Origin of the sequence: Nonomuraea sp. NPDC005692 (assembly GCF_040631115.1) — a bacterium.
In the GTDB taxonomy this organism is placed as follows: domain Bacteria; phylum Actinomycetota; class Actinomycetes; order Streptosporangiales; family Streptosporangiaceae; genus Nonomuraea.
On record NZ_JBEXYU010000025.1, the window covers coordinates 145,769 to 162,921 of the forward strand.

21 protein-coding genes are annotated in these 17,153 nt (G+C 73.2%); 12 read left to right on the top strand and 9 right to left on the bottom strand.

The window, feature by feature from the left end; translation table 11 throughout:
- Nucleotides 1–91: 91 nt before the first annotated feature.
- Nucleotides 92–913 carry a patatin-like phospholipase family protein gene (locus ABZ459_RS37460; RefSeq protein WP_357980801.1) on the top strand — a complete coding sequence of 274 codons (822 nt, stop codon included), beginning with the start codon at nucleotides 92–94 and terminating at the stop codon, nucleotides 911–913.
- A 40-nt stretch (nucleotides 914–953) separates the two neighbouring features.
- Nucleotides 954–2,003 carry a 1-acyl-sn-glycerol-3-phosphate acyltransferase gene (locus tag ABZ459_RS37465; RefSeq protein WP_357980804.1) on the top strand — a complete coding sequence of 350 codons (1,050 nt, stop codon included), beginning with the start codon at nucleotides 954–956 and terminating at the stop codon, nucleotides 2,001–2,003.
- Here ABZ459_RS37465 and ABZ459_RS37470 read toward each other — a convergent pair.
- Entirely contained in the window at nucleotides 1,973–3,472 is a 1,500-nt protein-coding gene (locus ABZ459_RS37470; protein WP_357980806.1) for a cobyric acid synthase, read from the bottom strand. The genes ABZ459_RS37465 and ABZ459_RS37470 overlap by 31 nt on opposite strands.
- A 135-nt stretch (nucleotides 3,473–3,607) precedes the next feature.
- Here ABZ459_RS37470 and ABZ459_RS37475 point away from each other — a divergent pair, with 135 nt between their 5' ends.
- Nucleotides 3,608–4,936 carry an MFS transporter gene (locus ABZ459_RS37475; protein ID WP_357980809.1) on the top strand — a complete coding sequence of 443 codons (1,329 nt, stop codon included), beginning with the start codon at nucleotides 3,608–3,610 and terminating at the stop codon, nucleotides 4,934–4,936.
- Here the strand turns inward: ABZ459_RS37475 and ABZ459_RS37480 are convergent.
- Nucleotides 4,933–5,811 carry a diacylglycerol kinase family protein gene (locus ABZ459_RS37480; RefSeq protein WP_357980812.1) on the bottom strand — a complete coding sequence of 293 codons (879 nt, stop codon included), beginning with the start codon at nucleotides 5,809–5,811 and terminating at the stop codon, nucleotides 4,933–4,935. The two genes, ABZ459_RS37475 and ABZ459_RS37480, sit on opposite strands and share 4 nt — an antisense overlap.
- Nucleotides 5,812–5,875: 64 nt before the next feature.
- Between ABZ459_RS37480 and ABZ459_RS37485 the strand changes: the two genes are divergently transcribed.
- From ABZ459_RS37485 to ABZ459_RS37495, 3 genes are read left to right on the top strand one after another with little or no spacing between them, the layout of a single operon-like run.
- Nucleotides 5,876–7,435, top strand: coding sequence for a phospholipase D family protein (locus ABZ459_RS37485; RefSeq protein ID WP_357980815.1), 1,560 nt, complete (start codon nucleotides 5,876–5,878; stop codon nucleotides 7,433–7,435).
- Nucleotides 7,435–8,160, top strand: coding sequence for a phosphatase PAP2 family protein (locus ABZ459_RS37490; protein ID WP_357980818.1), 726 nt, complete (start codon nucleotides 7,435–7,437; stop codon nucleotides 8,158–8,160). The genes ABZ459_RS37485 and ABZ459_RS37490 overlap by 1 nt, the downstream gene beginning before the upstream one ends.
- Nucleotides 8,147–8,845, top strand: coding sequence for a phosphatase PAP2 family protein (locus tag ABZ459_RS37495; RefSeq protein ID WP_357980821.1), 699 nt, complete (start codon nucleotides 8,147–8,149; stop codon nucleotides 8,843–8,845). The genes ABZ459_RS37490 and ABZ459_RS37495 overlap by 14 nt, the downstream gene beginning before the upstream one ends.
- On the opposite strand, the gene ABZ459_RS37500 is transcribed toward ABZ459_RS37495, so the two are convergent.
- Nucleotides 8,842–9,018 carry a DUF6203 family protein gene (locus ABZ459_RS37500; RefSeq protein ID WP_357980824.1) on the bottom strand — a complete coding sequence of 59 codons (177 nt, stop codon included), beginning with the start codon at nucleotides 9,016–9,018 and terminating at the stop codon, nucleotides 8,842–8,844. The two genes, ABZ459_RS37495 and ABZ459_RS37500, sit on opposite strands and share 4 nt — an antisense overlap.
- 87 nt (nucleotides 9,019–9,105) lie before the next feature.
- Between ABZ459_RS37500 and ABZ459_RS37505 the strand changes: the two genes are divergently transcribed.
- Together ABZ459_RS37505 and ABZ459_RS37510 are read left to right on the top strand one after the other, a co-directional pair.
- Complete coding sequence (locus ABZ459_RS37505) at nucleotides 9,106–9,987, top strand: hypothetical protein (RefSeq protein WP_357980827.1); 882 nt, start codon at nucleotides 9,106–9,108, stop codon at nucleotides 9,985–9,987.
- A gap of 61 nt (nucleotides 9,988–10,048) precedes the next feature.
- Complete coding sequence (locus ABZ459_RS37510; RefSeq protein WP_357980830.1) at nucleotides 10,049–10,618, top strand: DUF1707 domain-containing protein; 570 nt, start codon at nucleotides 10,049–10,051, stop codon at nucleotides 10,616–10,618.
- 94 nt (nucleotides 10,619–10,712) lie between these two features.
- On the opposite strand, the gene ABZ459_RS37515 is transcribed toward ABZ459_RS37510, so the two are convergent.
- Nucleotides 10,713–11,636 carry a TIGR03620 family F420-dependent LLM class oxidoreductase gene (locus ABZ459_RS37515; RefSeq protein WP_357980833.1) on the bottom strand — a complete coding sequence of 308 codons (924 nt, stop codon included), beginning with the start codon at nucleotides 11,634–11,636 and terminating at the stop codon, nucleotides 10,713–10,715.
- Nucleotides 11,637–11,728: 92 nt separating this feature from the next.
- Between ABZ459_RS37515 and ABZ459_RS37520 the strand changes: the two genes are divergently transcribed.
- Nucleotides 11,729–12,274: a helix-turn-helix domain-containing protein gene (locus tag ABZ459_RS37520; protein WP_357980836.1), complete on the top strand. Its 546-nt coding sequence runs from the start codon at nucleotides 11,729–11,731 to the stop codon at nucleotides 12,272–12,274.
- A 23-nt stretch (nucleotides 12,275–12,297) separates the two neighbouring features.
- On the opposite strand, the gene ABZ459_RS37525 is transcribed toward ABZ459_RS37520, so the two are convergent.
- Together ABZ459_RS37525 and ABZ459_RS37530 are read right to left on the bottom strand one after the other, a co-directional pair.
- Nucleotides 12,298–12,828: a TetR/AcrR family transcriptional regulator gene (locus ABZ459_RS37525; RefSeq protein WP_357980840.1), complete on the bottom strand. Its 531-nt coding sequence runs from the start codon at nucleotides 12,826–12,828 to the stop codon at nucleotides 12,298–12,300.
- The gene (locus tag ABZ459_RS37530; protein WP_357980843.1) at nucleotides 12,821–13,159 is read right to left on the bottom strand and encodes a hypothetical protein; all 339 of its coding nucleotides are present in this window, start codon (nucleotides 13,157–13,159) and stop codon (nucleotides 12,821–12,823) included. The genes ABZ459_RS37525 and ABZ459_RS37530 overlap by 8 nt, the downstream gene beginning before the upstream one ends.
- An 82-nt stretch (nucleotides 13,160–13,241) precedes the next feature.
- On the opposite strand from ABZ459_RS37530, the gene ABZ459_RS37535 reads away from it, so the two are divergent.
- Nucleotides 13,242–13,706: an ATP-binding protein gene (locus ABZ459_RS37535; protein ID WP_357980846.1), complete on the top strand. Its 465-nt coding sequence runs from the start codon at nucleotides 13,242–13,244 to the stop codon at nucleotides 13,704–13,706.
- Nucleotides 13,707–13,720: 14 nt separating this feature from the next.
- On the opposite strand, the gene ABZ459_RS37540 is transcribed toward ABZ459_RS37535, so the two are convergent.
- Nucleotides 13,721–14,470 carry an SDR family oxidoreductase gene (locus ABZ459_RS37540; RefSeq protein ID WP_357980849.1) on the bottom strand — a complete coding sequence of 250 codons (750 nt, stop codon included), beginning with the start codon at nucleotides 14,468–14,470 and terminating at the stop codon, nucleotides 13,721–13,723.
- Complete coding sequence (locus ABZ459_RS37545; protein ID WP_357980852.1) at nucleotides 14,467–14,919, bottom strand: MarR family transcriptional regulator; 453 nt, start codon at nucleotides 14,917–14,919, stop codon at nucleotides 14,467–14,469. The genes ABZ459_RS37540 and ABZ459_RS37545 overlap by 4 nt, the downstream gene beginning before the upstream one ends.
- A 90-nt stretch (nucleotides 14,920–15,009) precedes the next feature.
- Between ABZ459_RS37545 and ABZ459_RS37550 the strand changes: the two genes are divergently transcribed.
- Nucleotides 15,010–15,984 (top strand): hypothetical protein, encoded by a 975-nt coding sequence (locus ABZ459_RS37550; RefSeq protein ID WP_357980855.1) that lies wholly within the window; start codon nucleotides 15,010–15,012, stop codon nucleotides 15,982–15,984.
- Here ABZ459_RS37550 and ABZ459_RS37555 read toward each other — a convergent pair.
- Nucleotides 15,941–16,888: a HupE/UreJ family protein gene (locus ABZ459_RS37555; protein WP_357980861.1), complete on the bottom strand. Its 948-nt coding sequence runs from the start codon at nucleotides 16,886–16,888 to the stop codon at nucleotides 15,941–15,943. The genes ABZ459_RS37550 and ABZ459_RS37555 overlap by 44 nt on opposite strands.
- Before the next feature lie 76 nt (nucleotides 16,889–16,964).
- Here ABZ459_RS37555 and ABZ459_RS37560 point away from each other — a divergent pair, with 76 nt between their 5' ends.
- Entirely contained in the window at nucleotides 16,965–17,069 is a 105-nt protein-coding gene (locus ABZ459_RS37560; RefSeq protein WP_357980864.1) for a hypothetical protein, read from the top strand.
- Nucleotides 17,070–17,153: the final 84 nt, after the last annotated feature.

Sequence of the window (17,153 nt, forward strand, 5' to 3'; positions counted from 1 at the left end):
CGTCCCGCCGGGGCGGCGCCGGGGTCACTGGCCGAAGTCGGCAGCGTCACGGGCGGTTTTCTGCCGGGACACGGCAACGAGAATGGGCAGGGTGAGGAACGTGGAGACGGCGTTCGTGCTCGGTGGCGGTGGCGTGCTCGGTGCTCACGAGGTGGGCATGCTTCAGGCGCTCGACGACTTCGGCATCCGGCCCGACGTGGTCGTCGGAACGTCGGTGGGCGCGCTCAACGGCGCACTCATCGCCGCCGACCCCGCGCGGGCGGTCGACCGGCTGACCTCGTTGTGGCGGTCCGACGTCGTGCGTACGGCGTTCGCCGGGTCGTGGGTGACCCGGCTGTCCACGCTGGCCAGGACCGGCACCCACCTGCATCCCAACGGTCCCCTGCGGGAGGTGCTGGCCGGGACGGTGCGCACGGAGCTGATCGAGGAGCTGGAGGTGCCGTTCCAGTGCGTGGCGGCCTCGGTCGAGCGGGCCGCGGCCCACTGGTTCGCCAGCGGGCCGCTGGTGGAGGCGGTGCTGGCGTCGTGCGCGGTGCCGGGGCTGCTGCCGCCCGTGCAGATCGGCGGGGAGCACTTCTTCGACGGCGGGCTGGTGCACAGCATCCCCGTCGGCCGGGCCGTGCAGCTCGGGGCCAGGCGGGTCTACGTGCTGCACGTCGGCCGGATCGAGCGCCCGCTGACCGCACCCCGGCGGTTCTGGGAGGTGGGGATGGTGGCGTTCGAGATCGCGCGCCGCTACCGGTTCGCCGAGGAGATGGCCACGTTGCCGCCCGGGGTGGAGGTGCACGTGCTGCCCGCCGGGGTCGCCGCGCCGCTGTCGAACCTGCGCTACCGCGACCTGTCCCAGATCTCCACCTACATCGAGCGGGCGTACCAGGCTTCTTCCCGCTACCTGCGGACAAGAGGAGGATGAAGGTAGGACCTCAGGGAAGGCAGACCTCGGGGAGGCGCCGTTGTTCCCACCGCGTATCGTGCGCCGGATCGTCCTGGCACCGCTCGTCGTCGTGGTCACCGTGGTGGTGCTGGTGACGCTGCCGTTGTGGCTGCTGATCACGTTCGGGGCGTCCTTGCGGCTGCCGCCGCCGCAGCGCAGGGGGTTGCGGTTCGTCTGGTTCGGCGCGGCCTGGCTGACGCTGGAGTCGGCGGTGCTCATCGCCTGCCTCGGGCTGTGGGTGTCGGGGGCGTTCGGGCGGGCCCGGCACCAGGAGCGGCACTACGCGCTGATCCGCTGGTTCCTGGCCAAGGTGTACGGGGCGGCGGTGCGCATCTTCCGGCTGACCGTGGACGTCGAGGAGCCCGCGCCGACCCCGCAGGAGCGCGCCGCCCGGCTGAGCCGCCCGATCGTGGTGCTCTCCCGGCACGCCGGGCCGGGCGACTCCTTCCTGCTGATCTATCACCTGCTGTCGGTGTACCGGCGGCACCCGCGGATCGTCATGAAGGCCGCCCTCCAGTACGACCCGTCGCTCGACGTCGTGGTCAACCGCCTGCCGAACGCCTTCGTGCCACGGCGGTCCGGCCGCGAGCGGGTGATCGAGGAGATCCGGCGGCTGTCGGCGACCATGGACGACCGCGACGCGCTGGTGATCTTCCCCGAGGGCGGCAACTTCACCCCGCGCCGGCGGCGGCTGGCGATCCGCCGGCTGGAGGACAAGGGGCTGGCCGAGGAGGCGGAGCGGGCGCGTGGCATGACCCACCTGCTGCCGCCCCGGCCGAACGGGGCCATCGCCGCGATCACCGCCTGCCCGGAGGCCGACGTGGTCTTCGTCGCGCACACCGGCCTGGACGACCTCGTCACGATCGGCGACGTGTGGCGCAGGCTGCCGTACGCGGCGCGGATCACGGCCAGGTGGTGGCGGGTACCGGCGGCCGAGGTGCCCAGGGACGACCGGGAGAGCCAGGTCCGCTGGCTGTACTCCCACTGGGAGGAGATCGACGCCTGGATCACCGCCCAGCGCGAACGTTCCCCGCGGGATCAGGCCGAGGGGGCGCCCGGCGGCAGGTAGGGCACGGGGGCGGGGCCGTCGCGCAGGAGCCCCAGCAGGGCGTCGGTGTCCAGGTGCTGCTCGATCAGGTCGCCCAGGGCGTCCAGGCGGGCCTCGCGCAGGCGGCCGAAGTCGGTGTCCGGGGCGGGGACGAAGGCACGCCCGGCCCGTTCGGCCACGTCGGCCAGGAAGGCCCGGCGGAAGGCGTCGTTCTCCAGGGCGCCGTGCCAGGTGGTGCCCCACACGTCGCCGGCGCGGCAGCCGTCCAGGAAGGGCTCGCCGCCCTCGACCGTCGCCCGCCCGTGGTGGATCTCGTACGCGCTGACCGGCTGCCCGTAGGCCCTTCCGACCGGCCGGGCGAGCCGCTTGTCCGGCGCGAACTCGACGCGGACCGGCAGCAGCCCGAGCCCGTCCACCCGGCCCGCCCGCGACTCGACCTCGTCCACGATCTCCCGGCCGAGCATCTGGAACCCGCCGCAGATCCCGAGGACGGGCCCGCGCCGCGCGAGCAGGGCGTCGGCCAGGCCGGTGCGCCGCAGCCAGGCCAGGTCCTCGACCGTGGCCCGCGAGCCCGGCAGCACCACCAGGTCGGCGTCGTCCAGCTCGACCGGGTCGGTCACGAAGCGCACCACCACGCCGGGCTCGGCGGCCAGCGCGTCCAGGTCGGTGAAGTTGGAGATCCGGGGCAGCCGGACGACCGCCACGCGCAACGTCTGCCTGCCCAGCGGCCGGCCGGTCACGACCCGGCGGGAGTCCAGCGCGAGTGAGTCCTCGACGTCCAGCCAGAGGCCGTCGAGCCAGGGCAGCACGCCGTACACCGACCGGCCGGTGAGCTTCCTGAGCATGTCGAGGCCGGGTTCGAGCAGCTCGCGGGCGCCCCGGAACTTGTTCACCACGAACCCCGAGACGAGCGCCTGGTCGGCCGCGTCCAGCAGCGCGACCGTGCCGTGGAAGGCGGCGAACACGCCGCCCCTGTCGATGTCGCCGACCACGACGACGGGCAGCCCGGCGGCCCTGGCCAGGCCCATGTTCGCGATGTCGCCGCGGCGCAGGTTGATCTCCGCGGGGCTGCCGGCGCCCTCGCAGATCACCACGTCGTACTGGGCGCGCAGCCGGTCCAGGGACGCCAGGGCGGTGGTCCGCAGGAGGTCCTTCAGCGCGCCGTACTCCATGGCGTCCACGTCGGCGACGGGCTCGCCCAGGAGCACGACCTGGCTGCGGCGGTCGCTGCCCGGCTTGAGCAGGACGGGGTTCATGTCGGCGACCGGTTCCAGCCCGGCGGCCTGGGCCTGCATGGCCTGGGCGCGGCCGATCTCGGCGCCGCCGGCGGTGACGTAGGAGTTGAGCGACATGTTCTGGGCCTTGAAGGGCGCCACGCGCACGCCCTGGCGGGCCAGCCAGCGGCAGATCCCGGCGGTCACGACGCTCTTGCCCGCGTCGGAGGTGGTGCCGGCGACCAGCATCGCGCCGGTGACCTGCGCAGTGTTCATGCGATCACCGTACATGAGCCCCAAACTGCGAAATTTCCCAGAAAACGCCCATTTACGAATCGTGTGACTTCTGCCACTCTGGCTAGAACGTTCGCCTAGAACAGCATTCTAGATTTTCCTACTGGAAGGGTGGGCATGGTCAGGACGTTGGGTTCGCCGCGTACCGGCGTCATCGACGCGCGGACCAGGGCGCCGTTCGGCTGGGCGCCGCTGGTCGTGCTCTTCGTCGTCGGGCTCGTGGACCGCATGGAGTACAACCTGCTGTCGGGGGTGCTGCCGCTCGTCCAGAAGGAGTGGGGCTTCAGCGACACCGCCGCGGGCTCGATCCCGACCGCCGCGGCGCTGGCCGCCGCGATCGTCTCCCTGCCCGCGGGCTTCCTGGCCGACCGGTTCAGCCGTACGCGGATCATCGCGGTGGTCGTCCTGCTGTGGGCCGTCGCCACGCTCGGCTCGGGCCTGGCCACCGGCTTCGTGATGTTCTACCTGATGCGGGTGCTGCTCGCGGCGGCCGAGAACATCGACAACCCGGCGGCCGGCAGCCTGCTGGCCGACTACTACCCGCCGGTCAGCCGGGCCAAGGCGTACGGGCTGACCCGCGTCACGACCTACCTCGGCGGCATCGGCACGCTGCTGGGCGGCGTGCTGGCCGAGGTGTTCTCCTGGCGCACCGCGTTCCTGGTCATGGTGGTGCCCGGCGTGCTCACGGCGGTGCTCGTCTGGTTCCTGCGCGAGCCGGGCCGCGGCGACCTGGACCGGATGGTCGCCGGGGCCCCCGTGGAAAGCGCCGGATCGTCCCAGGGCACCGCGTCCCCCAAGGCGCCCTTCTGGCAGCAGTTCGGGCAGGTCATCCGCATCCCGACGCTGCTGTTCGTCTGCGTCGGGCTGGGCCTGCTCACCCTCGGCCTGGCCGGGATCTTCTACTGGCTGCCCACGCTCATGGTCCGCGAGTACGGCGTCGGCGTCGGCGCCGCCGGCTCGCTGAGCGGCCTGATCACCATCGCCGGGACGCTGGCCGGCACCCTGGTCGGCTCCTGGCTGGGCCGCAGGTGGCACGGCACCCGCAAGGGCGGCAGGCTGCTGGCCGGCGGCGGCGGCATCACGGCGGGCGCGGCCGTCCTGGCCGGCGCGCTGGCCATGGACTCGATCGGCCCGATGACCGCGCTGGTCCTGCTGGCCTGCTCGCTCATGTCGATCGCGATCCCGAACATGACGGCCTGCCTGGCCGACGTCGTCCCGGCCGCCGCGCGCGGTCTCGGCTTCGCCGTCCTGCAGCTGCTCATCACGGCGGCCGGGGCGTTCGGCTCGCTCGTCGTCGGCATCGCCTCCGACCGGTTCGGCTCGCTGATCGGCGGCATGTATCTGCTGGTCGTCCCCATGATCGTGGGCGGCCTGGTGACGCTCGGCGCCCGCGCCTCCTTCGAGCGCGACGCCGGGCGGGTCATGGACGCCGCCCGCGCCGGCTAGGACGGCAGGCAGACGGTCAGCGCGCCCGGGGCCACCTTCGCCTTGATCTTGGTGGTGGCCTCGCGGTCGCCGCCGTCCAGCTCGTACGTCATCGGCGACCCGAACCGGGCCGACACCTTGCGCGCCCGGGTGATGCGCACGAACGGCGAGTCCTCCGACCGTCCGGCGGCCATCTTGCCCATCACCCGGGCCCACTGGATCGGCCCCTTGGCCGTGGAGAGCCCGACCTCCAGCCAGCCGTCGTCGGGCCGGGCGTCGTCGAACGCCTCGACCCCGCCGGCGATCGTGCCCACGTTGCCGAGCAGCAGGCAGCTCGCCTCGCCCTCGAACCAGGTGGACCCGTCGACCTTGACCGTCATCGGCACCAGGGGCCCGCCGACGTGCCGGACGGCGGCCTTGACGTAGCTCAGCTTGCCGAACTTCCGCTTGGCCTTGCCGTCGGCCTCGGCGATCATCTCGGCCTCGAACCCGGCGCCGGCCATGACCGCGAAGTGCTCGCCGTTGAGCACCCCGAGGTCCAGCTCGGCACGGCGGCCCTCGAAGCCGATCCGTACGGACTCCTCCAGGTCGGTGGGGATGCCCAGGTTGCCGGCGAACAGGTTGGCCGTCCCGGCGGGCAGGATCGCCATCGGCACGCCGGAGCCGGCCATGGCGTCGGCGCAGCGTTGCACCATGCCGTCACCGCCCCAGACGAACACCAGCTCCGCACCCGCCTTGAGCGCCTTGCGCACCTTCTTGGGCGCCTTCTTGCTCTTGGGCACCTCGTGCCAGATCAGCTCGCCGACGTCCCGCTCGGTGAGCAGCACGCGCAGCCGGTCCAGGCCGGCGCCGAGGATCTTCTTCTGATGTGCGACAACCGCGATAGTGAGGGACACTCCTCCCTCACTACCCGGCCTTTACCGGGTTATTAATGGGTTTCGTGCGGGTAGCGGTGGCCGAATGCGCATCCAGGACTGGTTCCTCACCGAGGAGGAACGCGACAACCGGGCGACCGGCCTCGACGCGTGGTCCAGCGGCAACGACGTACGGCCGCTGATCCACGGCGCCACGTACTTCGCCGAGCTGAAGACCTGTCTGGACGCACTGCGCAAGGACGACCTGCTGCTGTTCGCCGACTGGCGGGGCGACCCCGACGAGCGGCTGACCGACGACGGCCCCACGGTGGGCACCGCCCTCGGGGCCGCGGCCGAGCGCGGCGCCGTCGTCAGGGGCCTCATCTGGCGCTCCCACCTGGACCGCCTGCGGTTCAGCGCGGCCGAGAACCGGCACCTGGGCGAGAAGATCGAGAACGCGCACGGGCAGGCGCTGCTGGACACCCGGACCAAACCGGGCGGCTCGCACCACCAGAAGTTCGTCATCCTCCGCCACGACCGCGACCCCTCGGCGGACGTGGCCTTCGTCGGCGGCATCGACCTGTGCCACAGCCGCCGCGACGACGCCGAGCACCTGGGCGACCCGCAGTCCTGCCCGATGCCCGACGTGTACGGCCCCCGCCCGCCCTGGCACGACATCCAGCTCGCCATCCACGGGCCGGCGGTCGCCGAGGTGGAGAAGACCTTCTGCGAACGCTGGGAGGACCCGGCCCCCGAGACCAGGGACCCGCTGCGCCGCCTGCGCGACCACTTCAGCAAGCTGGACGACGCTCCCCCGCTGCCCGAGCCGGGCCCGCCGCCCCCGCCCGCCGGCACGCACCACGTGCAGCTCCTGCGCACCTACCCCGCCCGGCACAGCGCGTACCCGTTCGCGCCGGACGGCGAGCGCAGCATCGCGCACGCCTATCACAAGGTGCTCGGCAGGGCCCGGTCGCTGGTGTACCTGGAGGACCAGTACCTGTGGTCCACGGACGTGATCGAGCCGTTCGCCCAGGCGCTGGAGCGCGAGCCGGAGCTCCGCATGATCATCGTGGTGCCCCGCCACCCCGACCAGGACGGCTGGCTGGCCGGCCCGGCGAGCCTGATCGGCCGGGTCGAGGCGCTGGACCGGCTGATGAGGGCCGGCGGCGACCGGGTCGCGATCTACGACCTGGAGAACCACCAGGGCACCCCCGTCTACGTGCACGCCAAGGTGTGCGTGGTGGACGACGTGTGGGCGTCGGTCGGGTCGGACAACGTCAACCTGCGCTCGTGGACCTACGACTCGGAGCTGAGCTGCGCCGTCCTGGACGAGCGGGAGGACCCGAGGCCGCCGCACGGCGCCCTGAGGTTCGCCCGCGACCTGCGGCTGGCGCTCATGGCCGAGCATCTGGACGAGGAGTCGGAGTCCGGCCGGGACGAGCTGTGCGACCCGGTCGCCGCGTTCGACGCGTTCGCCGAGTCGGCGGCCCGGCTGGAGGGCTGGCACTCGGCCGGCTGCCGGGGCCCGCGCCCGTCCGGCCGGTTACGCCCCCACCCGGCCCCCACGCTGTCCCGGGTGCGCAGGGCGATGGCCATGCCGCTCTACCGGTTCGCCGTCGACCCCGACGGCCGGCCGCCGGAGCTGCGGAGATCGCGGAGGTTCTGATGAAGACGTTCCTGCTCGACAGGCTGGGACCGCGGATGACGGTCGCGGCGTTCGCCGTCGCGCTCATCATGATCCCGTTCTCCCTGCTGCTCGTCGTGGCCAAGATGCCGCTCAACCGGCTGGACGCCGGGGTGGCCCACGAACTGCACGAGTACGCGCTCGCCCATCCCGGCGTGACCAGGGTGCTCATCGTCTGGACCGACCTGTTCGGGCCGTGGCCGTGGCGCGTCGCGGTGGCGGCGTTCACGGTCTGGCTGCTGATGCACGGCAGGCGCAGGCTGGCCCTGTGGGCGATCACGACCGTGACCGCGGGCGGCCTGATCGGGCTCGGCCTCAAGATCCTCGTCGCGCGGGTGCGACCGCACCTGCCCGACCCCGTCGCGCTGGCGCCCGGCGACTCCTTCCCCTCCGGCCACGCGGTCAACGTGACGCTCGGGGCCGGCGTCGTCACCCTGCTCCTGCTGCCGATGTTGCCCCGGTGGGGGCGCCGGCTCGCCTGGGTGCTGGCCTGTTTCGTGGTGGTCTCGGTGGGCTTCACCAGGATCGCCCTCGGCGTGCACTGGGTGAGCGACGTCGTGGCGGGGGTCGTGCTGGGCGTGGCGGTGATCGCCGCGACCGCCGCGGCATTCGAGACGTGGCGGCGCGACACGGGCCGCCGGCCCACCGCGCCGCTGACCGAAGGTATGGAACCCGAACCGGTGAAGGTGCCCGATGAGCAGAGCTGAGCATGTCCGGTACTACGCGTTGTCGCTGGTGTTACCTCTGGTGCTGATGGGCGCCGTCACGTACGGCATGGGGCTGCTCATCGTCGGCGTCCCCCAGCCCGGTGACGTGGCCGTGAGCAAGGACTTCGCCTCCATCCGCACGTCGCTGTGGAACACGCTCACCGACTACGGCACCAGCCTGTCGGACACGCCGTACGTCGTGGCGTTCACGGCGGTGGCGGTGATCCTGTTCCGGCTGGTCTACAAGCGCTGGCGGGAGTCGATCTTCATGATCGCGGCGGTCTGGGGCCAGTCGCTGGTCTTCCTGGCCACCACCGAGCCCGTCGGCCGCAGCCGTCCGCCGGTGCCCCACCTCGACCCCGCGCCGCCCACCTCCAGCTTCCCCTCGGGGCACGTCAGCGCCGCCGTCGCGTTCTACTGCGGGCTGGCGCTGGTGCTGACGACGCACGTGCGCAACCGGGCCCTGCAGGTGGTGATCTGGACGATCGGGATCGCGGCGCCGCTGATCGTCGCCTTCTCCCGGCTCTACCGCGGCATGCACTTCTTCTCGGACGTGACGTGGGGGCTGCTGCTCGGGGTGTTCTGCGTGGTGGTGGCCGCGCGGTCCATCCTCTACCGGACCTGGGACAGACGGCCGGCGGCCGTGGAGGGCGGCCGCCGGCGTCCGGCCTCCGTAGGGGACTAACGGCGGTGGTACGCGGGCCCGCGGCGCGCCCGCCGGCGGCCGGTCGGCCGTCCGGCGGGCCGCCCGGCCTGCTTCCTCCGCCGCCCGAGCAGGTAGCCGGCGGCCAGGATCGCCAGCCCCCAGGGGGTGCGGGCCAGCCAGCGCGCCACGAAGATCTTCAGGAACTTCTTCATGCCCGCCCGCTGCCCCCGCCGGGCCCCGTGATGCGGAAGCCCGGCCCCACCAGGGACCATGCCGCCGCGGCGCCTACCATACGGCCCATGACCACGCACGGATTCACGCTCACCGCGAAGGGCCCGTTCGACTTCGGCGCCACGCTGCGCTTCGTCGAGGACTGGCCGGCCACCAGCGCGCTGCCCTCCGACGGCCGGACGCTGCGCTTCGCCTACTGCGCCGAGTCCGACTGGCTGCCGATCGGGGTGAGCGTCACCGCCGCCCCCGGCGGCGTCGCCGTCACCACCACCCGCGCCCCCGGCCCGGCGATCCGCGGCGAGGTCGCGCGCATCTTCTCCCTCGACGTGGACGCCACCGGCTTCGCCGAACTGGGCGCGGCCGACCCGGTGCTCGGCGACGTGCAGCGGGACCGCCCTGGGCTGCGGCCGGTGTGCTTCTGGAGCCCGTGGGAGGCGGCCTGCTGGGCGGTGATCGTGCAGCGCTCGTCGATGATCGTCGCCTCGCGCATCAAGCAGCGCATCGCCGACCGGTACGGCGCGGCCGTCACCGTGGACGGGCAGGCGTACCAGGCGTTCCCGCCGCCCGTGAGCCTGGTGGACGCGGGCGGTCTCGGCCTGCCGGCGCAGAAGGAGGAGTGGCTGCGCGGCCTGGCGCGGGCGGCGCTCGACGGCGTGCTCACCACCGAGCACCTGCGCTCGCTCACCCCCGAGGACGCCCTGGCCGAACTGCGCGCGCTGCCCGGCGTGGGGCCGTTCTCGGCCGGGCTGATCCTGATCCGCGGAGCCGGCGCGCCCGACGCGTTCCCCGGCGACGAACCCCGGCTGTTCGGCATCCTGCGCGAGGCGTACGGGCTGCCCGAGGACGCCCCCGCGGGCGCCTACCGCAGGCTCGCCGAGTCGTGGCGGCCCTACCGGTCGTGGGCGTCGTTCCTGTTCCGCGCCACCGGCTACCGGGCCGCCGCAGACTGAGCCGGAGACTGAGCCCGCGCGCGCATGGCCCGCGCGCCCGATGATCCTTAGAGTGGTCGCCATGACGGACGACGCCGACATCCGGGCCGGCGACCACGACCGCGACCAGGTGGCCGACAGGCTGCGGCAGGCGGTCGCCGAAGGCCGCATCAGCCTCGACGAGTTACGCGAACGCATCGACCGCACGTACGCCGCCAGGACGGTCGGCGAGCTCGGCGCCCTCGTCGCCGACCTGCCCGTCCTCTCCCCCGCTCCCTCCGCCGCCTCCGACGTGCTGCGGATGCACACCGAGCACTGGCGGGTGAGCCGGGCGGGGCGGTGGGTGGTGCCGCCGCGCATCGACGTCCGGCTCGGCGTCTGGGGCACCGCGAAGCTCGACTTCCTCGCCGCCGAGTGCCCCCATCCCGAGGTGGAGGTGCGGGTGACGATCACCTCGTGGTTCGGCGACCTGCATCTGAAGGTCCCGCACGGCTGGCGGGTGCGCGCCGACGAGGTCGTCTCCCCCGGGCTCGGCCGGGTCCACAACAAACCGGTCGAACCGCCCGCCGCCGACGCGACGGTGCTCCGCCTCTCCGGCCACAGCCGAGGCGACATCTGGATCCGCTACCGACCTCGACGACTTGAGGGCTGATCACCTCGCGTTGATCATCTGCCCCCCCTCTCCCGCCGTCTGCCCGGTTCTGGGAACCCCCTCGGGCCGCCGCCGCCCGTGCCGGGCATGGTCGTCACAGAGAGGTCAGGGCGGCGAGTTCGCGCCACTCGGGGAGGGGCAGGTCGCCCGGGTTGCCGGTGAGGACCTGGAGGCACACGTGGTCGGCGCCCGCGTCGAGGTGGGCGCGTACGCGCTTCTCGATCGCCGCCGCGTCGCCGTGGGCCACGATCGCGTCCACCAGCCTGTCGCTGCCGTGCTCGATCTCGTCCTCACCGAAGCCGAGCCTGCGCAGGCTGGCGGCCTGGTGGGGCGCCCCGGTTCGGTAGAAGGAGACGTGCTCCGCGGCCACCTCGCGGGCCCTGGCCGGGTCGCGGTGCAGCACGACGGCCTGCTCGACGGCCAGCAACGGGCCGGGCCCCATCGCCTCCCTGGCCCGCGCGGTGTGCTCGACGGGCACGAAGTACGTGTGGGCGCCGAGCGTCCGCCGGGCCGCCAGGTCCAGCATCTTCGGGCCGAGCGCGGCCAGCACGCGGCGCGGCGCGTGCGCCGGGGGCGCCGAGTCCAGCGGGACGGCGTTCATGGCGTCGAGGTAGCCGCCCATCGTGGTCACCGCCCGGCCCAGGCTCGGGATCGCGTAGCCGTCCATCTGGATCGGCTCGTCGCTGATGCGGTGGCCGCCGAGGCCGAGCAGGTACCGGCCGGGGTGGGCCTCGTTGAGCGCCCGTTCGGCGGCGGCCATGGTGATCGGGTCGCGCAGGGCGATGTTGGCGATGCCGGCGGCCACGGTGATCCGCCTGGTCGCCGAGAGCAGCAGCCACGACTGGCTCACCGAGTCGCGGCCGAACCCCTCGCCGAACCACAGCGCGCCGTACCCCAGCTCCTCGATCTCGGCCGCGGCCTCGCGCGCCTCCCCGGCGGGGCGGGCGTCGAGGGCGAACGTCCACAGGCCCACCTTGCCCAGGCGGGGTCCGTCGTCGTGGTGGACGTCGTCGGTCATGGGTCACCATCCCGTCTATACGGAGAACTTCTCCGGTTACGTCGGGGACTATAATCGGAGACGTTCTCCGATTCAACCCGCGGGAGTGTCCAGTGCCGGCACGGGCCATGCGCGCCGACGCGCGCCGCAACTACGAGCAACTGGTGGCGGCGGCCATCGCCGTGGTCGCCGAGGAGGGGCCCGACGCCTCGCTCAACGAGATCGCCAGACGGGCCGGCGTCGGGGCGGGCACGCTCTACCGGCACTTCCCCACCCGCGAGGCGCTGCTCGCGGCCGTGTTCGAGGGGCGGCTGGCCCGGTTGTGCGCGCGGGCGGAGGAGGCGGGCCAGGCGCTGCCGCCCGGCGAGGCGCTGGTGGCCTGGCTGCGGTCGCTGGTCGCGCACGCCATGACCGACCGGGGGCTCGGGGCGCGGGTGATGCTCACCCAGGACGGCGCGGGGGTCGACTGCTGGGCGACGTTGCGCGCCGCCGCCGCGCGGCTGCTGCTGCCCGCACAGGAGGCGGGGGCCGTGCGCGCGGACGTCGAGGTCGCCGACCTGGTCGAGCTGGCGGCGGGCATCGCCCAGGCCACCCCCGACCCGGCCCGCGCCGACCGCCTCCTCACCCTCACCCTGGACGGCCTGCACCCCCGCCCCTGAACTCCTTCAGGGGACACGGCCGCTCAGCGGGCCGCGGCGGTGGTGAACGCGGACATCCCGGCGGTCCAGGCGGCCTCGATGTCGGCTCCGGGCGGGAAGCGGCCGTCGAGTTCGAGCATGACCAGGCCGTGGGCCAGCCCCCAGACCGCGCGGGCGGCGGCCTCGCCCCGCACGAGCCGGACCAGCGGCAGCGCCGCCCGCTCCTCCACCCCGGCGGGCAGCAGGTCACGCGGCAGCGGCCCCGCGCTCATCAACCGGTACAGGTGCGGCTGGCCCAGCGCGTACGCCCGATAGGCCCGCCCGAGCACCGCCAGCCCGCCTCCGCGGCCGTCGCGCTCGGCGCGTTCCAGGGCGGTGGCCAGTTCGGCGAGGGCGATGGCGATGAGTTCGGCCTCCACGGCGGACTTGTCGGGAAAGTGCTTGTAGAGCGACGGCGCGCGGATTCCGAGCCGCGCGGCCAGCGCCCGCATGGTCAGCGCGTCCGCCCCGCCCGCCTCGACCAGCTCCCGCGCCGCCGCGACGATCTGCCCCGCGCGCGGCGACAGCTCAGCCACGCGCGCTCCTCGGACCGTGACCGAGGAGACGGGCGACGGCGACGTACGTCATCCAGGCCAGCCCCGCCGTGAAGACCGGCACCCAGCCCAGCGGCGAGACCGAGTAACCGACCAGCACGGCCAGCGGGATCCACGGACGGTGGGCGAGGTCGTGCAGCACCGCCGGCCCGCCGAACCTGGTCGCGTACGGCGCCAGCACGAACAACGCCGAGCTGACCGGCGTGGCGCCCCCGTGCTTGGCCACCTCGAAGACGAGGAACGCGAGGCAGAAGGCGGCCAGAGCGGCCCACCCGGAACGGCCGGCCACTCGCCTGACGGTCACTGCGGTCATGATGCCCTCCTGGAAGCTAACGCCGTTAGCCACACTCTAGGCTAACGACGTTAGCCTGTCCAGGACCAAATAGGGTGGAACCATGATCGATCGGGAGGTGGCCGTGCTCATCGGCCTGCAGGCCTCCGGCAAGTCCACCTTCTACCGGCGCTGCCTGGCCGCCACGCACGCGCACGTGAGCAAGGACGACTTCCCCAACGCGCGCCGCCGCCAGCACCGCCAGCTCCGGCTGATCCGCGAGGCGCTGGAGGAGGACCGGAACGTGGCCGTGGACAACACCAACGCCTCGCCCGAGGAGTGGCAGCCGCTCATCGTGGCCGGCCGGGAGCACGGCGCGCGGGTGGTGGCCTACTGGTTCCCGCCCAACGTCAAGGGCTCGCTCCAGCGCAACGCCGAGCGCACGGGCCGGGCCAGGGTCCCCGAGGTGGGCGTCTTCGCCACGCTCAGACGGCTGCGCCGGCCGCGCGCCTCCGACGGCTTCGACGCCGTGTACGCGGTGGAGTTCGACGGCCGCGGCGGCTTCCTCGTCCGCAGACAGGACGGCTGAACCGACGCCGGGCGTCAGGGGCGGCGGGTGGCGAAGCGGTAGGCGATCTTGGCGGGGGTCAGCCAGCGTACGTGGGCGCCGTTCCTGGCCCGGCCGACCACCCGCTCGGCCAGCCACGGCGCCACCGTCTCCACCGGGTCGGCGAGGATCGCGAAGATGCGGGCCGACCGCTCCCGTTCGGCGTCCGAGTAGCCGTGCGTCAGCAGGTCGGTGACCACCATGCCGGGGCTGAGCAGGCCCGCCGTCACCCCGTCGGGGGCCTCCTTGGCCAGCGCCCTGGTCAGGTACGTCACGGCCCGCTTGGTGGCGCCGTAGACGGCGAGTCCGGGCACCGTCCGGCCGTCGCCGCCCAGCCCCTCCATGTTCCAGACGTGGCCGCCGCCGTCCTGCGCCGCCATGCCCGCCACCGCCACCGCGCAGCCGTTGACCGTGCCCAGCAGGTTGACCTCGGTCACCGCGCGGGCCTCGGCGGCGGGCAGCCGCCACAGCGGGAGGCGGTCGTGGGAGATCCCGGCGTTGTTGACCCAGATGTCCACCCGGCCGTGCCGCCGTACGGCCTCGTCCCAGAGGTCCTGGAGGCGGGCGCGGTCGGCGACGTCGGCCACGACGGCGGGCACGCCGAGCTCGGCCCCCGCCGCGGCCACGCGGTCCGGGTCAGTGCCGCACACGGTGACCCGGTGGCCGAGGGCGGTCAGCGAGCGGGCGAGGCCGAGGCCGAGCCCGCGGGTGCCGCCGGTGATCACGATCGAGCGGGACGCGCTCACGCCTCGTGCTCCTTCCTGGCCGCCACGGTCGCCTCGATCGCGTCCGCGAGGAACCTGCCGACGACCTCCCGCTCGGCCGGGGTGAACGCGTCGATCGCCGCGGTGAGGCGCCGGACGAGCGGGGCGAAGAAGGCGCCCGCCAGCTCGACGGCCTGCTCGTTCATGACGACCTCGACCTTGCGGCGGTCGCCCGCGTCGCGCCGCCGTACGATGTGGCCGGCCTGCTCCAGCCGACCGAGGAGGGCCGTCGTGGCGGGGGCGGAGAGGTTCAGCGCGGCCCCCAGCCCGCCGGGCGAGAGCGGCCGGCCGGCGAGGTGGGCGTCGAGGATGACCACCAGGGCGTTCATGTCGGTCCTGTGCAGCCGGTGCCCGACCGCGAAGCCCTCCACGAACCGGTCGCTCTCCACGTTGAGCCGGCGGATGAGGACCATCAGGTCGTAGGCCGTCATGTCACCCCTTATATTTCTATGGTGGAAGTATTCCATCGTAGAAAGAAAACGTTAGCCGCGATCCGTCCTGAGACGGTACTCGTCGCTGGGGTGGTCGCGAGCGCCGTCCTGACCGGCCTGATCTGGTTCCTGGGCCGGTGGCTGGACGACGTCGTGCTGCTGCCCGACCAGGGCGCGTCCTGGTACTACTGGAAACTGCCCGAGCCCACCGTGTGGACCAGGCTGTCGGCCTGGGCCGGTTACGCCGCCCACCAGCTCGTGTTCTGGTGGCTCATCCACCACGCCCAGACCCGGGTCCGCCGCTACTCCGCCGGTCTCCACCCGGTGAACGTCGTCGCGCTGGCGGTGAACGCCGGGTTCGTCGCCCTGCACACCGTGCAGACCCATCTGTTCTACGACGGCCTGGCCCAGGACGTGTCGATCTACAGCTCCCAGGGCTCGGTCGTCCTTCTGCTGGTCGTCGTCCTGATCATGGAGAACCGGCGGCGCGGCCTGTTCCTCAGCCGGCCGGCGCCCATCAGGCGGGAGATCGTCGACTTCGCCCGCCGGTACCACGGCTACCTGTTCAGCTGGGCGGCGGTCTACACCTTCTGGTACCACCCGGCCGAGTCCACGCCCGGCCACCTGATCGGCTTCTTCTACATGTTCCTGCTGCTGCTCCAGGGCAGCCTCTTCCTCACCAGGGCGCACACCAACCGCTACTGGACGGTGACGCTGGAGCTGGCCGTCGTGGTCCACGGCACCCTGGTGGCCGTCATGACCTCGGGCCCGGACGGATTGTGGCCGATGTTCCTGTTCGGTTTCCTCGGCGTCTTCGTGATCACCCAGATGCACGGCCTGGGCCTGTCCCGCGCCGCCCGCTGGGCGCTGACCGGCTGCTACGCGGTGGCCCTGATCGCCGTGTACGCCGTGCGCGGCGACCTGGCCGGCACGAACGAGGCGATCAGGATCCCGGCCATCGAATACCTGCTGGTCGGCGTGCTGGCCCTGCTCGCCTGGGGAGCCGGCCGCCTGTGGGCGCTCAGAGCGGGAGCGGGATCCGGTCGAGGAACCAGTACAGGCTGACCGCCACGATGGACAGCGACACCGCGGCCACCGTCCAGCGGGCCGCGGCCGTCCGCCGCAGCAGCACCAGCAGCGGGAAGAGCACGGCGATGATCGCGAGCTGGGTCACCTCGATCCCGACGTTGAAGCTCAGCAGCGACAGCAGCAGCTCCCACGACCCGCTCTCGCGGATGTCGAGCGCGCCCGCGAACCCGAGCCCGTGCATCAGGCCGAAGGCGAAGACGACGGGCAGCCGCCAGGCGCCCGGCCGGTCACGGCCCAGCAGGTTCGCGAGCGCGACGACGACGATCGAGGCGGCGATGACCGGCTCGACCACCGCCGCCGGCACGTTCACCACGCCCATGGCGGCCAGCAGGAACGTGATGCTGTGGGCGACCGTGAAGGCGGAGGCGGTGACCACGACGTCACGCGCGCCGCGGGCGCCGATGATCAGGGTGAGCAGGAAGAAGACGTGGTCCAGCCCGAGCACGAGGTGCTCGACGCCGAGCAGGAAGAACTCCCCGATCTGGCCGGCCGCCGCGCGTTCGGCCAGGCGCAGGGTCGGGCTCGCGGCGGTCAGGACGGCCGAGCCCCGCTCGCCGGCGAGGTCGTAGCGCAGGAGCGTCCGGGTGCTGTGGACGAACGTCTCGGCGTCGGGGAACAGGGCGCTGGAGATCGTGTGCTCGCCGCCGTCCACCGCCGGGCAGGCGTAGGCGAGGGTCAGCGTCGCGAAGGCGGCCTTGCCGCGCGGGTGCACATCCGCCCCGCCCACCTGCCGGGGGACGCACGGCCGGTCGGCGCGGGCGACGGCGAAGCGGCGGGTGACGTAGCCGAACACGGCGTCGCGGTTGACCGCGAGCTGCCGCAGCTGCTCGGCGCGCTCCTTGGCCTCGTACGCCTCGGCGTAGAGCCAGGCGGACTTCATCAGCAGGTCGTACTCCAGGTCGAGCACGACCCTGACGTCGGTGGCGGTGCCGGTCACCTCGGCGTGGGCCTTCGTGGTGGCGTCGTGCGCCGCCGCGGGGGCGGGGTGCAGCAGGTCGGCCAGCGCTGCGCAGAGGATGACGGCCAGGACGACGGCGTACGGCCAGCGCCAGCGCCGGTGAGGCATGTCCGGTCTCTCCAGGGTCGGGGGGGAGGGCCGCCCCCGGCGCGGGGCCGGGGCGGCGGGGGGGGGGGTGAGCGGTGGT